This window comes from Lacipirellula parvula (assembly GCF_009177095.1).
GTDB lineage: Bacteria > Planctomycetota > Planctomycetia > Pirellulales > Lacipirellulaceae > Lacipirellula > Lacipirellula parvula.
On record NZ_AP021861.1, the window covers coordinates 4,351,352 to 4,365,746 of the forward strand.

The window sequence follows — 14,395 nt, forward strand, 5'->3', positions numbered from 1 at the left end:
CAGGCGTCCCATATTTAGCTCGCCTTAAACACATTGCGCAATCGCATCACGAGTGTTACCGCCCCGAGGCCCAGTTCTATCTCTCGACTGTAGGCTCACCGCCATTTGTAGTGCAAAGAGCCAAAAACGTAACCGGATCGATGTTCTCGCTGATAAACCGAACAGACGCGTCACAGAACACAAAATTCGCGCCGCCCGGGTGCCGACTCCCGAAAGTACTATCATCTCCTGGAGGAATTGCTTCAGCGGTGCCGGGAAGTATCCAAGCCTGCTCTGCCAGCGTCTCTCCCATTGCGATAGTTTCGCTCTTACTATCGCGTATCACTGTCTGAGGAAGATTCCATGGAAACAGGTCCCTATTTCCCAGATAACTGGCACGACCAAGTTTAAGAACTGTTTGCCTTCGACTCTCCATCGTCGGACAGAGAAACGTTGCGATGGCCGTGCCACCTAAGCTGGCATTGGATGCTATGGCTGGCCGCTCCGATTCCGTTGGCTTCAATTGCGCATACAAAGCCTGCTGTTCCACATAGGGCAAGAGAAATGCACACGCCCCATATCCGTTTTTACCATCAACAGGATAGCGCCCCAGATGGCCTAAGTGCTCCTCCAATCCAATTCCGATTTGCCTCAAATTGTTTTTGCAGGTAACTCCCTTGCTCGATGCACGCGCAGCGCGGACGGCGGGGATCAGCAATCCCATCAACGTGCCAATAATCGCAATGACAACCAGTAGCTCTACCAGCGTCATCGCACGACGAAGTATTGGCTGGCCACAAGCCGAACCGCGGTGAAATCCTGCACGATGAGGGCTAACATGATTAACTACGCGTTTGATCTCAACTAAACAATCCATCATGCAGCCAGTTGCGGTAGCAACCCCTCACCACTCCCCGATGGCCTCACGGCCGTCGATCGTACTGAGTGCAGTGAAAACGTTAGGATCAACGTCTTCCTGAATAAAATGAACTGAACCATCGCAAAAGACGAAGTTCGCGCCCCCCCCATGCCGACTGCTGTATGCTCCGGCTTCGCTCGGTGGTGACGAGCCTGCGAGCCCCGGCTTGGCCCAAGCATGGTTATTAACCGTTTCCCCCATGGCAATGGTATTGCTTTCGCCATCAACGATGTCGTCATAGATCGTCACCTTGGAGAACACGAAGCTGTTACCGATATAATTGCTTGGTCCGAGGGACGAACTCTCGCCCTTTTGAGGCCTCAAGAATGATGGGCAAACAAACACTTCAATCGTTGAGTTGATGAGATTGTCGCCAATTGAGCCGACATTCGCAGTCTTTTTTTCGCGAGGTTTCAATTGATCGTAAAGCGCTTTCTGCTCAAGGTATGGCAGCAGGAATGCGCCTACGCCAAATCCGTTTTCTCCATCTACGGGATAACAACCGTGCGTCCCATTGTGAAGGTCAAGTGCGATTCCCATCTGTCGGAGATTATTCTTACACGCTGCGTTCTTGCTTGACGCCCTGGCGGCCCGAACCGCGGGAACCAATAGGCCAGCTAGCGCACCAATAATGGCGATTACTACGAGTAGTTCAACTAAGGTGAACCCCCATGCCTTGGACCGGGGTGCTTCGCCAGGCATTCCCTGAAGAGTTCTACCGGTCAAGCGACAACTTAGACTGGGTTCGTGAGATGCAATTGGATGTAGCATATAACATAAACTGCTTTCTCTAGGCCGGCCCTGCGGGCCGTAACAATCGCTTCCTCAGTATGATCGCGCACAGGACGACCACCGCCAGAAGGTTTCCAAATATCATTACTGTACGGGCAGAGCCCCTTTTCGACGTGAGCAGTTCGGCGCCTTCTGGAGAAGTATTTCCCATATCGTCAATGCGTACGCGAGCTTGCCGAATCGGCTCCCCCAGCCACTCATGCCCAGGATGCTTTTTCTCAAATTGCTCTACCCAGGCGGCTTTACCCTCTCGTGTGCCGGGCCCGCAAGACACTTTATGCATCAAAAGGTCTACGGATCGCGATTGAAGCGACTTCAGCATCTTCTCTTCCAAGGGATTCATCGCAGGAAGAGTCTGCCGGTCGTCATAGCCTAAAAGCCTGCTGCAGTGTCTTTCTGCTCCGGTAGAATTGTCTTCCACGATGCATTGCATCATCAATTCAAACTCAACGCTGACCAGGACAGCAATTTGATTTGTATTATTCGCGGCGACCTCTTCAACCAGAACACGTGCCTCACGAACTGCTTGAGGGTTATCAGTCATCCATCGCAATTGACCTGCCAAACCGATTCTGGCCTTACTCCACACCCAGCTATTCTCTGCGCTCCTCGCAATTGCTTCACGAAACCAATAAATCGCCTTTTGCTTACTAATGCCCTTTGACCGGTAGTAGCGGGCAAGGTGGTACATCGCCTCGGTGACTTCTGGAGCTTCCGAGAAATTTGCGATGAGCTGCTCATAGCGTTTGATGGTGTGCGTGGGATTCGAGTCTTGGTAATGCAACTCCTTTAACTCTTGAAGCTGCGAACGGAAGATCACGAGTTCTCGTGAGGGCCGTTGGCCACACGCTGATTGTGCGAACACACCAGCCATCACAAAGATGAAAGTCACCGCCAGCGATGCCCTAGAGACACCTTGGTGCCGGCAATTGCGGTGGGATATCATCTTCGTTTGCTCGTCTCTAAAGGCGATTGAAGCGTCAGGTGCCGCCGGCGGAACTTAGCAACTCCGACACAGCTTGGCGAAGTGCGGGGCCTCGTTTGTCAATGGCGACTACCTTACCCGAGCCGTCGATAAGAACTACGCTGGGTATCGCTCTAACCTTATATCGCTTGGCGAATGCCAACCCCATTCCATCATCTTTGGAGACAATGGTGTCCCAGGGAAGCGACATCTCATTTAGATATTGCTGCCGATTCTCCACAGACTTATCGAGACTGACCCCCAGAACCTGAAATCCTGCTTCGTGATAATCGGCGTGCAATTGCTTCAGCTGACTCAGTTCCCCCTTGCAAGCGTTACATGTGCTTGCCCAAAAAATCACCGCAGTTGGCTTGCCAGTGAACTTGGTCAAGGATATTGGAGCTCCGGCTAAGTCGACCCCCTCGAGTTCCAGCGTCTCACCAACTTTCGCGTCTAAGGTGGGCCCCGCCATGCCTGGCGGCAAGGCAGACGAACCGACGCCATTACTGCTTGCCAATTGCGCGGATGTTAGAATGGGGATATTGATTTCCTTGTACTCGCCCGGATGATCCGTCATAAGCTTCACCCAGCGCTGCGATTCCGCGGCTTCCTGCTGAGGCTTAACTTTCACCTTTACCAAATAACGCTTACCCTCCTCCACGGCTTCTAGCTCGGCTTCGACGTTGTCGCCGCTCGTTCGCGTCTGCTCCACATTCAGCGCATCGATTCCTTTGCCGGCGGTGACAGTCACTATGCCGGAAAATGGCTCGCTGCCTTTAGTATCGCCAAGCGCCAAGTGAGGAGGACTCAAGTCGACGTGGTAAATCGAATTGCCCTTCAGATCAAGCTGAAGAGCCGGCGTGCGAGGGTCGTTGCTTTGTACCAACACGGATCGATTCTGCGGTCCTCGCAGTAAATGTAGGTCCAGCTTCACATTTAGTGTAGTCGAACCGCCTGGCGGGATGCTCTTCGACCCGACTTCTGCCGTTGTGCAACTGCAGCTTGTTAGGACACGGTTGATCAAGAGCGTCTCTTGACCACTATTGGTCAACTTAAACGCGTGCTCGACAACATCCCCGGCATCACGCTCGCCGAAATCGAAAATCCGATCATCGATTTCGACTCGCGGCGAAGAAGGCAATGATCGCGAGTTTTCTTGCCTGCGAACGTTGTCCAATTCAGAATCTTCGATGGTTGATCCGGCTGCATCGCTTCGGCGTCCAGCGTGATCGTCCGTCGCATTTACAGAAGCCATCGCAGACTGCTTAAAGTGGCTCAGCATATGCGACTCGACGAAAACACCGGCCAAAAGGCCAGCAGCAAATAGCAGAGCAAACTGTGCCTTTAGCGACATGACTTAAAATTCCTTTCGTTGCTTACCCGGGAAAGGTAAACCATCAGCAAACTGATGGCACTAGGAAAACCCTCCAGAGATCGCATGGGTACGGATCGCTTATGTACGCACGAACGGCCTCGTCCGTTGCTTTCCTAACTTTAAATGCCCAAGCTGATCTGCCCTCGACGTCTAACACTTCACGTGCGATTGATTTTTTCGACCCCTCGGCGATAGCTTCCTACGTCCCCTGCGAAAACTGTCTTCAGAAAGAATGTGTTTACGCGCTCACGAAACGGCGAATGATGGCTCACCCTCCAGGATCGCACCGCAGGTACTAAGCCTTGCGCCGCAGCCTGATCGAGCACATCCCCAGCCCTATTGCTTGCCTTCGGTAGGCGACACAAGCAATTTCATCAACTGCTTCCTTAAGGTCGCATCCTTTATTTCCTCTTCCACGGATCTTTTTATACCCTCCCGCTCCCCTGCAATATCGGTAAAGTTTGCACTCGCATATTTGGAGATTTTGCTGCGTAGTACCTCGCCAGACTTCTGGAGTTCCCTTTGCAGGATATGCCGTTCGGCTTTTTCTGAATTGGCGAGAATCGCTTCTTCGTACTGCTTACGAAGCTTTGGGTCCTCAATCGCAGATGGGTCAACACCAGAAAAGCTTTGGCTATCTGGAGGAGGCATCACGTTCAATTCCGGAGAATCCTTCGGGTCCCATTCGGGGTCGATGCTTTGGTTCACTGCATCTATCAATCGCAACCATAATCGCAGCTTCTGAGTTCTCTGTTGGCTCCAGGCGGCAGGGTCTTGTTGTTTCGAGGCAATTTCTATCTGACTAACTTCCTGGCTGATTTTCCTAAATCGCGCCAACTCGCCCTTGTTCTCGACAGGCTTGATTTGCTCAGCAAGTTCTTTGAATGTTTTGTCCGTCAGCATTTTCTTATCGTTAGGCGCGCCGGCTCCATTAAGGCGATGTGGCCCGCAAGTGAATAAGGCCACGATCAAAATCAGCCATGCAGGTTTAACTCGCCTTGAAGTCATATTGATCCTCCTATTAAACGAAGCTAGATGCTAGTAGCTCGATGCGGCATCGCCGTAACTCTTGGTTTCCGTATGGCCCCCCTTACTCTGAGTGCATCGCCCATCGTTGCCGTTTACGGGATTTGCACCATCTCCTTCAATAACCGAAAGGTGAGTAACCACCGCAAACTGCTTTGGAGTACCAGTTCCTACTCTAAACTCCCAAGGAATTGGCCAGCTTAAGCTGCCTGCAGAAAATGGAGTTGTCGTAAATGCTCCCATCGAAATCGTATCGACGCCGTCGACTTTACTGCCTTTTCCGACAACTACAGGCAGGACGTTAACCCATCCGCCAACAGCGTGCATCAAACCGTTGTACGAGGCAAAATATCCATTGGCAACAGCCGCAACAGCACCTTCGCGAACTTCGATGTTTGCGAATGATACATTCGCAGCTGTTATATACGGCCTTCCTTTGAACCCCACACTACCCGTGTTGTGAACGTGCCAAACACCAGTACCAGCTTCCTTTTCAATCGTTACGCCGCTGGGTTCGACAATTTTCAGCGTCTTACACTGCTTACAGCCATTAGCCTCCGCACACAATTGCGCCGAGCAGGCTCGGTCGCCTGCAGTCCAGTCATCACCACTTACGGCGACGCAGGTGGCATCGCTGGTGGTATAGGTGACAGCGCCCATAGTCTGCCCATCCGCTTGAATTGCTACAATTTCACCCGATTCACCTACTCCTGCGCTACTCCTACTTCTTCCCTGAAAATCGTTATCAAATTCCAGTTCCAACCGGAACGTCGGACAGCAGCTGTCTTTCGTGCCGTCGCTATCGGTGTCGTACCCGTAACAGTCGTCATTCTTTCCATCCTTACCCGGTGTGCCATCGGCCTTTTTGACATCGCAGCGATAGCAGTCATCGTTTTGGGTTCCAGCAATCTTGTTCATGCAAAGATAGCAGGAATTGTTCTTGCCCTCTTGGTTTGTCGGATCCGTTGCATGGTACGGATCGTCACATAGCATGCAGCTATCGTTTACATTGTGGGCACCATCGGGAGTGCTGTCGCACAGGTAGCAGGAATTTGTATCGTTGTCGTCGTCATCCGGGTCGCTTGAGTGCGTCGGGTCGTCGCACAGCCAGCACGCATCGTTGACGTTGTTGGCGTCTGTAGGCGTGGAGTCGCATAGATAGCAGGAATCGCTCGTTCCATCTCCATCGGAATCACAAAGCAAGCACGAGTCGTTTTGCCCATTACCGTCAGTAGGCGTGCTGTCACACAGACTGCAAAACAGATAGCCTGACCAACCAGGGTATTCACACCGTCCGCAATCGTTGTACTCTTGGTCGTCGTCCTCGTCGCAGCACCAATAGCTCTCCGGATCGCAGCAATTACCGTTACAGCCGACTTCGCCCGGATCGCAGCATGTGCCTCCCGTCGCAACTTTCCCGTCGGTGCAGCACTGGTAGACGTAGCTATCTCCATCCCAACGCGTAGCGCACTGATTGCTCTCGCAGCACGCGCCGTCGCAGCATCCGGCACCCACGCCGCATGAAGTGTAGCTCCAGCTGCTGCCGTTCCAGCGCGCACAGCAGGTGCGGTTGGCTGCGATGCAGGAATTACCACAGCACTGCCCCGTGCAGGGATTCTCGGGGTTGGTGCAAGACCCCGATTGCCCTTGGGCCTCCTGCACGAGCGCGGGCGCGATCAGCAAGCCAACTGACATGACCACCAATAGGCTCACTGAGGTGATGGCGCTCCCCATCCGGCTAAGCATCGTCACCAGTTTCGAACGGACATCGCGAGCGTCCATACGCCGAGTTCCTGTAGTTGAAATGAGTGAGTGATTCAGCGGAAAACCCAGAGCGAATAGCCCGCAAAGGCTGTCGGTTTTAGGCCGCGAGCTTGGTGGAAGCTCGGATGGGAATTGCTGTCAAGCGATGCAGACCCGTCGCGCGCCGCCCAGCTAGCCCCGTGCAAAAAGTTCACGCTGAGGACGTAACAAGCGGGATTTAACTTCGGATTTTCGCCTTGCTCGCCATTCGCAGCACTGTTAGCCGATGGCAATTGTTCCGGCCAGGGAAGCGTCTTATCGAGGCCAAAGTAAGTGGGATCTAAATTGCCATGAAATGCCAGATGAACCGGTTCACTAGTCGGACGCTTATTCAGCCAATCTCTGAGGTACAAGAAATCTTGCCCCCAATCGACATTACTTCCGAGCAAGTACTTCGGTCCGTTCAACGGTCCTCCGATCAACTCATTGAAGTAACTTAAGCTGTGTGGATAAATCCATAGGCTGCTTATACCGGACCAAATAAGCAGTGTTAGCGCGGACGCAGCGACGATCGTTCGCAACGACTGTCGCTGGAGTTGTGGGAAACCTATCGCGGCATGATGCTCCCTGTCAAGAAAATTCCTAAATATTCCAGATAACCATACAAACAAAAAAGGAAAGCAGGGCAGTGCATAACGAAAGTGACGTGCCCCCTTCAAAAGAGCCCACGCTTGGAGAGAATCTAGGCTGTGGGCGAAGTCGAAGGAGAGCATTCCGATGCCGCGAGGAACGAAGTTCAAGCCGGAAGAGATCATTTCGAAGCTGCGCGAGGCGGAAGTCGAACTGGCTCGTGGGAAGAAGATTCCCGAAGTCTGTAAGCAGATCGGCGTGACGGAGCAGACGTACTACCGCTGGAAGAAGGAGTACGGCGGCTTGCGGATGGACCAAGCGAAGCGTCTCAAAGAGCTTGAGAAAGAGAACGCTCGACTGAAGCGATTGCTCGCCGACGCGGAGCTTGATAAGGCGATCTTGAAGGAAGCCGCGTCGGGAAACTTCTGAGCCCGACGAAACGACGCTGTGCGGTCGAGTACGTTCGAGATTCTCTCGGACGCGCCCGAGTGTCGGAGCGTCGGGCTTGCCAGGTGCTGAGCCAACATCGCAGCACACAGCGGCGGAAGCAGCGCGTTCCCAGCGACGAGCCGCGGTTACTCAAGCGGATCGTGGAACTGGCAAGCGACTACGGCCGCTACGGCTATCGCCGGGTGACTGCCTTGTTGCGGCGCGACGGCTGGACGGTCAATCACAAACGCGTCGAGCGTCTTTGGCGTCAGGAGGGCCTGAAAGTGCCGCAGAAGCAACCAAAACGGAGGCGACTGTGGCTCGCCGACGGCTCGTGCGTGCGGCTGCGCCCATCCTACAAAGATCACGTCTGGAGCTACGACTTCGTCGCCGATCGCACGAGCGACGGCCGGGCGATTCGGATGCTCACCCTAATCGACGAGCATACCCGCGAGTGCTTGGCGATCGACGTGGCCCGAAGCCTCAAGAGCGAGGACGTGCTGGAGCGCTTGAGCGACCTGTTCGTCCGTCGCGGCGTGCCGACCTACATCCGCAGCGACAACGGCGCCGAGTTCACGGCGACGAAGGTGCGCGAGTGGCTGGCTCGGGTCGGCGTTAAGACGCTGTTCATCGAGCCGGGCAGCCCTTGGGAGAACGGCTACGTTGAAAGCTTCAACGGCAAGCTGCGCGACGAGCTGCTCGCGCGAGAGCAGTTCGATACGCTGCTGGAGGCCAAGGTTCTCATCGAGCGCTGGCGCCGGCACTTCAACGCCGTCCGACCGCACAGTTCGTTGGGCTACCGGGCTCCGGCGCCGGAAGCGATTCAGCCTGCTTCGCTTGCTTCGGCTACGCCTCAGCAAGCGAAGCAGGCTGGCGTTGGGGCAACGCCAACTCTAACTTAACGATTGGTTCACTAACCGGGGGCAGGTCACGAGGCGCCGCCAAAGAATGGATTGTTAGCCACGAGGAATTACTGCGATTACAGGCAGAGGGCCTGCTGGCGGACTCGGTGCGATATCGCCATCTTCGCTGAAACCATAGAAACGCTAATCGCACTTACTCCAGCGTCGACTCGCTCACTTCGAGCGATTGCAGCACTGCCGACAAATCCTTCCCAGCGGTCAGCATCGCATCCGCGTCACGCGACTTACGGACAATCTGCTTCGGCGAATGACGACGACGTTTCGTACTCATCTGCGGGTCTCCTCGCCCCAAGGGCTGATTCGACCTTCACAACGCATGGATCAGGAAATCGATAGCAGGGCAGGATCAGGTAGCCATGACATGCCGAATATGACTAGTCCCGTAGGGCGTGTATCGCAGTGAATCTAGCTGCGATTCGCCGGTCGAAGTCAGGCTACTGATTACGCGCAAGACACCCGGCACTCAGCGATCCGCGCCGTTTGCTTAGCGTATAGGAGCGTGCTAACATGCACTCAACTGCTGGCAGTCGCGGTTCAGCGAGCGGTCCTCAGGTACGCTGGCTGAACCCTAACGGTGCATCCCGTAAGGTTTTATTTTCTTTGGATGCGTCTAGGAGACTCCAGTCATGGCTAGGAAGATCGACAGTGCAGTCGACATGATGCGGAAAGAAATTTTCCAAATCTACGATTACGCAGTTCACAGTGAGAGAGTTGGCCGTCTTGATGTTGTTGTCTATCAATGGGCTGATGCAAAAGATGGAAAGCCCCAATTTGCATGCTCGCTCAAAATGGCCACCGACCGCCGAGTTCTACCTCCATGCGCATATAAAGGTAGCTACATTCCTTTCGGTCAGCACATGAGAGATGCAAAGCGTGCTCTCACCGTTGCGCACGAATGGATCAGTAGCCGAAGGAAAGAACTAGGTTTGGACTAGGGTTATCAATTCCCGGGTTAATGGTCGTGCACCGTTCCCGGGTTCTTTCACTTGTCGCAATGATCTACTACGTTTAAGTGAATCGCTAGACTTGACTGCTGGTCCGAGAACTGCTTGGCCGCCAACGCCAGTCAACACGATCGAGCTGTCCTCGTACCGCATCAGATGACTCCGGAAGACCACACCGGAGGCGTATAGCATGCCACTGAGATGTTTCGATTTCATACTTGACTACATCGGCCTCGATCTTATCGAAAAGTCGGCGCAGAATAAGCCGAATGTCAGAATCGTATCCACTGTTAGTCAAACCTTCAGTTGCATGTGATACCGCCGCCTCCAGGACCCCCAGAGACACAGCACTTTTCCCCTTCGCGTCATAGTTGAGAACAAATTTCTGGTAATGAGCAGCAGCTGATAGGTAATAAAAGTAAACTCGCCATTTACTCTCGACCCTTCCCCTCGCAAGAATTGATTCCGCTTGCTCCAGATAGCGTATGATCTCTGTAAGGGATGCGTATGCCGCGTCGTCAACGCCACCATCCAGGAACTTATCTCTGGAATTCATCCACTTAAGCAATCTCCACTCAGCGTCCATTAACATTGCAGTGGACTCCAGCGTCATGTCGTCCGGACAGAACGGTTGATGTAAGCAAGCCCTGGCCCTGGAAAATTCGACAGCCGAAAAGCATCCGACGTCACCGCCACCTCCGCTAAGTTCACGAGAATTCTGATGCCTCGTGGGAGAAACGAAGTCGTCGGCACCGTCGAGCTCGAGATAAGCAATCGCGACGCCATGCAAAGTGTGTAAATAGCTACGGACTCGCCTGGCACGCTGCTGTGATGAGAAAGTGCCTAGCAAACGTCCTAACTCATCGCAATCCCTTGCAATTCTCACCACCTCCCTCTGTGAGCTAAGCGATTTTGACTGCAATGGGGTACCGCAAAGCCAACCATAACGCGGATTTGCCACATGGACTTCTAATGCCAAGTGTAATTCCCTGGCTTTTATGTACATGCCAGCTAAGTCCATATCGCGTGATCCATTACGCGATTCGCGACCGACTGCCCCTTTGGCAGCATTGAGCACTACTTTCTCTGCAGCTCGTCGTCTGCGACGACACTCAATGCTATTAATCCAGACATACTTGGATCTCTTTTTGATCCAACAATTTTCAACCGCACCTGCTAGAAGAAACGGCTCGTGTAATGCGACTGTCGACTTGACCAAGCACCACAGTGTGCGCTCTGCAGTTTTGCGATTCGCCGCATCGCCAGAACTCAATCCATCGCGCACCAGCTGTATTAGTTGCTTTGCAACCTTTTTGTGTGCGGCAGACATCGTGCACGAGTGGCATGCACAAGTACGGCGGTTATTCGCAGGCCGCGCGTCCTCCAGCTTGAGCGTTGTTATAAACAACTCATCAAACGTGCTTAAATTCCCGCTTAGTTCCGAGCACGCTGAACTGAGTTCCACAAAAAGGTAGCGGAGAGCGTAGCGAGAGTGCCCCGCTGTTAGGAGCATTTGTGAATAATGTGCTAGTAAATCCCTCAGGGATTCTCTCACTTCAACATGCAGCGGCTGAAGGTCGCCTAAATCTTTGAACCGATTATATAGACTACTGTCGATGGTTCTAAGAATTCTTATTGCTTGCCCCAATTCGCAGAGCAACTCGGCAACTTTTCCATGTGAATGTAAGTGGTCGCTTTCCGCCTTCAGAGAACTAAGCAGTGCTCGCAGCGGACCGAGATAGTTCGTTTCCGGCGCCTCCTCGACTTCTTCAATATCCCACTCTTCTTTTTCCTTAGCACGCTCGAACGCCCAAGCAATCGAAGCTACGCTGTAGTATACAAACTCGCAAAACGCCGCGGTATCACGTGACTTATCGTAGACGTCTTCTTTTGCAAAACGTGCTATCTCGAGCGCGAGGCGAATTTTCTGCGGCGCTAACAGATCCCTCACAGCTTTCGCTTTTGAGAGTGCCGCCTTCTCAGAGGTATGATTTGTTGCCCCAAAGAAATAGTTGTAGATGCTCGCCTTCGTGCTCGCATGCATCCAATAAAATCCGCCTTCCAGTCGCGACAAAAGATGCCAGTCATTGTGCATACAACCTTCGGCTACGCTTAGGCCCATCGCTGCACTTGCGAAATACCTCTGCCCGAAAGTCGCTTCTAGCTGACGGTCTCCGTCTGCTCTCACGTCCCTACATGCTCTGCCACCAGCAAAGTCCTGCCAATCCGCTTGCCGCAACACTGTGACGGCAACTACTAGCAACGCGGTACGGCTACGCGGCCTGCGAAACAAACTGGCAAGGACGAGAATAAGCCCTGCAACAGGGCAATCTGACTCAAGCTGTTCATTTACAATTTTTAGTGCCGTTTCTCCCCGCGATTCCTCCTCGCGATCCCTGTCTGAGATCATGGTGACATGTGTAGAAAGGGACGGACCACAGATGCGACTGAGCATTGCGTACAGGGCTGATGGATCTGCGCTTGGATCGTCGCTACGAATCAGATTAGTATCACTCGAACTACCACCCTGGCCGGTGGAATTGCTTGCCTTGGTGAACGGCGTAATTGCACAAGCAACAATTGACGTACCGAACGTATGCGACTCTTGCCTGATGCGGCTAAGTAGATTCAGAAGCCGCGATCGCTGTACGTCAATGCGACATTCACTTACCCTCATTAACGGCAGGTAGCGAGGAAAGGCGAACTCACCGATCGAATCAATGCTCAGCAGCACATTACTTCGGCGTAGTGCTCGTGCTAGCCACCGAACGGCTATTGTGCTTTCCCACCCCTCCTCTTCCTCCAAAAGCTTTTCATGGTCTACGGTAACATGCGTCCACTCCTCCTCCACTGCGCTCGCTTCGTCCAACGCGCGCTCCTTACAAACCATTTCTTTTCTTTCGATCGCCTCGATTTCAAACATGTCAACGTCACGCAGCATAAGCGGTCGGTGAAGAGAGTGTATCCCTCTGTCTGTTCGGGATAGATCGTCGACAATCCGCGATAGCAACGCGGCCCGAGTAGCTATATCTGACGCATCAATCCATACGCTTTCGTGCGATTTAAACTCGTCTGTATCATTAGCGTTCACATTCAAAGCAGTGGATGTCCCCCGACCTTCCTGCACAGCTGCGAAAATTCTAAAGCGTGATAGGAGGATGGTCTTGAACGATCTGTTCTTGATGTCTTCTACAATGTGACGCTCTAGGGAACGCGGGGCGGTAGGTAGTGCTCTGTACGAAGTGCGGCTAACGGCATACTCATGTGAGAGATACTGATACAATTCTTGAAAGAATAACTGAGCATCACGATACTGAACGCTAGCCGCTGGTTTTGGAGCGGTCGCATTATCGCTATGCCCTGTCGACATTAGCGGTTGCACGGCGTCCCGCAGCTGATTGGGAATGCTTCCGCTTCGAGTAACCCATAAAACCCTGGTAGGATCGCCCAATGGGCTATCCCGCCAGCGGGAGATATGATCTGAAATGACGTCCATTACGCGCCGATCACTTCCACTGTAGCCAACGACGACTACCAATGCCCCAGTCTCGCCGCCCTTAACACCATCAATAAAACGATCTTCCAAGCATCCTCTCATCGTATCCATTGCCGCGATAGGAAGCGGTTCATCGAGGTCATACCCGGTTCGGAGGCCGTGTGTCCCACCGTGCAGTTTCATTAGTGAGAGCGCTTGACTTCGCACTAATCGCGGGCTCGGCAATGAGCCTTCCCTGCTAACCTCGTAAACAGTTGGTGACAGGCCCTCCGCGCGTAACGCTTCTTCAATTAGCGGATCGAAGTTCGTCGTAAGGATCAGATCGATGCCGAGCTTCTCAACAACGAAGCAGATAAACTGGTGAGTCGCTGACGGGCGGCGCCCCCTTACAAAATGGTCGAAGAAAGCGTCGACAAGTGAATCATCATAACTGGCTGCTGAGTTGAGAAGAGAGCGGTAGTCGGTGTAACTAACTTTGGAGAAATCCAAGCCTTTTATGTAAGCTTCGGACATCCGTGCATATAATGGCGCCACGCGAACCAACTCTGCGCCGATACCCTCGGCATACGCCTTTGCCCGTTCCTCATTCATGGCCAATCGCATCGACTCGAGACCTCCGCCCGCCTGCTGCGAGATCCACTCTGCCCATACATCATGGCGATGCGGCCATCCAAACGTACGTACGAATTCTCGTAGGTTTTCGAACCCCCTACGCCGTGATACAACTCGCAAAGCGACAAGATAGTCGCAAAGAGTTATCGAAATTGGTATGCCGGCGTCAATCGAGATCCCCGATCCAAGGAGAAGTACGACTCGCTGCTTGCGGGCTCTAGCATTCTCGATCATCCTAAATGCTTCTTCGGGAGTATACGATATGACCGTTTCCATATTGCCATCCTGCATCGCGCGTCAACAGCCCCTCTTCCCTTCGGGCCTTCAATCGCACGAACGCTTCTAAAGTGCAAATTTGCGCGACGTTCCGGGATCTAGATGTGTGGGAAAAGTAAAGGCGGACCAGCGTGGAGCAATGTGTAGCGTTTGCACGTCAAGCCTGTAAACCCAAGCACTTCCTCAAATGCACTTTTTATGACACTACTGTACGCTGTTGCCTAAAGAGACCTCCGGCTCACCGCCTTATATCGACACTACAGTCGTGTTTTTCAGTGAGTGCATTT

General features: G+C 53.1%; 11 protein-coding genes. 2 read left to right on the plus strand and 9 right to left on the minus strand.

Translation table 11 applies throughout. The features are described 5' to 3' along the window. Window positions 1-76: 76 nt before the first annotated feature. The 7 genes from PLANPX_RS17035 to PLANPX_RS17065 form a co-directional block, all read right to left on the minus strand. Complete coding sequence (locus PLANPX_RS17035) at window positions 77-859, minus strand: DUF1559 domain-containing protein (RefSeq protein WP_152099894.1); 783 nt, start codon at window positions 857-859, stop codon at window positions 77-79. Window positions 860-883: 24 nt separating this feature from the next. Further along, window positions 884-1,669, minus strand: a complete 786-nt coding sequence (locus PLANPX_RS17040; RefSeq protein WP_152099895.1) for a DUF1559 domain-containing protein — start codon at window positions 1,667-1,669, stop codon at window positions 884-886. Between the two features lie 19 nt (window positions 1,670-1,688). Beyond that, window positions 1,689-2,582, minus strand: a complete 894-nt coding sequence (locus PLANPX_RS17045; protein ID WP_152099896.1) for a tetratricopeptide repeat protein — start codon at window positions 2,580-2,582, stop codon at window positions 1,689-1,691. Between the two features lie 88 nt (window positions 2,583-2,670). Further along, entirely contained in the window at window positions 2,671-4,008 is a 1,338-nt protein-coding gene (locus PLANPX_RS17050) for a DUF1573 domain-containing protein (RefSeq protein WP_152099897.1), read from the minus strand. 357 nt (window positions 4,009-4,365) lie between these two features. Next, a complete protein-coding gene (locus PLANPX_RS17055; RefSeq protein ID WP_152099898.1) occupies window positions 4,366-4,932 on the minus strand; it encodes a hypothetical protein in 567 nt (188 codons plus the stop codon). 135 nt (window positions 4,933-5,067) lie between these two features. Beyond that, entirely contained in the window at window positions 5,068-6,048 is a 981-nt protein-coding gene (locus tag PLANPX_RS17060) for a hypothetical protein (RefSeq protein ID WP_152099899.1), read from the minus strand. Between the two features lie 824 nt (window positions 6,049-6,872). Further along, the gene (locus PLANPX_RS17065) at window positions 6,873-7,571 is read right to left on the minus strand and encodes a hypothetical protein (RefSeq protein ID WP_152099900.1); all 699 of its coding nucleotides are present in this window, start codon (window positions 7,569-7,571) and stop codon (window positions 6,873-6,875) included. A gap of 4 nt (window positions 7,572-7,575) precedes the next feature. On the opposite strand from PLANPX_RS17065, the gene PLANPX_RS17070 reads away from it, so the two are divergent. Further along, a protein-coding gene (locus PLANPX_RS17070) for an IS3 family transposase (protein WP_152099846.1) occupies window positions 7,576-8,759 on the plus strand; the annotation gives its coding sequence in 2 pieces (ribosomal slippage) (window positions 7,576-7,843 and window positions 7,843-8,759; 1,185 coding nt in all). A 154-nt stretch (window positions 8,760-8,913) separates the two neighbouring features. Here PLANPX_RS17070 and PLANPX_RS27435 read toward each other — a convergent pair. Further along, on the minus strand, window positions 8,914-9,051 hold the full coding sequence (locus PLANPX_RS27435; protein WP_172992127.1) for a hypothetical protein: 138 nt from the start codon (window positions 9,049-9,051) through the stop codon (window positions 8,914-8,916). A gap of 355 nt (window positions 9,052-9,406) precedes the next feature. Between PLANPX_RS27435 and PLANPX_RS17075 the strand changes: the two genes are divergently transcribed. Then, window positions 9,407-9,715: a hypothetical protein gene (locus PLANPX_RS17075; protein ID WP_152099901.1), complete on the plus strand. Its 309-nt coding sequence runs from the start codon at window positions 9,407-9,409 to the stop codon at window positions 9,713-9,715. 85 nt (window positions 9,716-9,800) lie between these two features. Here PLANPX_RS17075 and PLANPX_RS17080 read toward each other — a convergent pair whose 3' ends face one another. Continuing rightward, window positions 9,801-13,823, minus strand: a complete 4,023-nt coding sequence (locus tag PLANPX_RS17080) for an SIR2 family protein (RefSeq protein ID WP_172992128.1) — start codon at window positions 13,821-13,823, stop codon at window positions 9,801-9,803. Window positions 13,824-14,395 lie beyond the last annotated feature (572 nt).

Coding starts and splice junctions, on each gene's coding strand:
- PLANPX_RS17040 (WP_152099895.1), bottom strand. CDS start 1,669: ATGCTACATCCAATTGCATCTCACGAACCCAGTCTAAGTTGTCGCTTG.
- PLANPX_RS17050 (WP_152099897.1), bottom strand. CDS start 4,008: ATGTCGCTAAAGGCACAGTTTGCTCTGCTATTTGCTGCTGGCCTTTTG.
- PLANPX_RS17055 (WP_152099898.1), bottom strand. CDS start 4,932: ATGCTGACGGACAAAACATTCAAAGAACTTGCTGAGCAAATCAAGCCT.
- PLANPX_RS17035 (WP_152099894.1), bottom strand. CDS start 859: ATGATGGATTGTTTAGTTGAGATCAAACGCGTAGTTAATCATGTTAGC.
- PLANPX_RS17080 (WP_172992128.1), bottom strand. CDS start 13,823: ATGCGATTGGCCATGAATGAGGAACGGGCAAAGGCGTATGCCGAGGGT.
- PLANPX_RS17065 (WP_152099900.1), bottom strand. CDS start 7,571: ATGCTCTCCTTCGACTTCGCCCACAGCCTAGATTCTCTCCAAGCGTGG.
- PLANPX_RS27435 (WP_172992127.1), bottom strand. CDS start 9,051: ATGAGTACGAAACGTCGTCGTCATTCGCCGAAGCAGATTGTCCGTAAG.
- PLANPX_RS17060 (WP_152099899.1), bottom strand. CDS start 6,048: ATGCTATGTGACGATCCGTACCATGCAACGGATCCGACAAACCAAGAG.
- PLANPX_RS17075 (WP_152099901.1), top strand. CDS start 9,407: ATGGCTAGGAAGATCGACAGTGCAGTCGACATGATGCGGAAAGAAATT.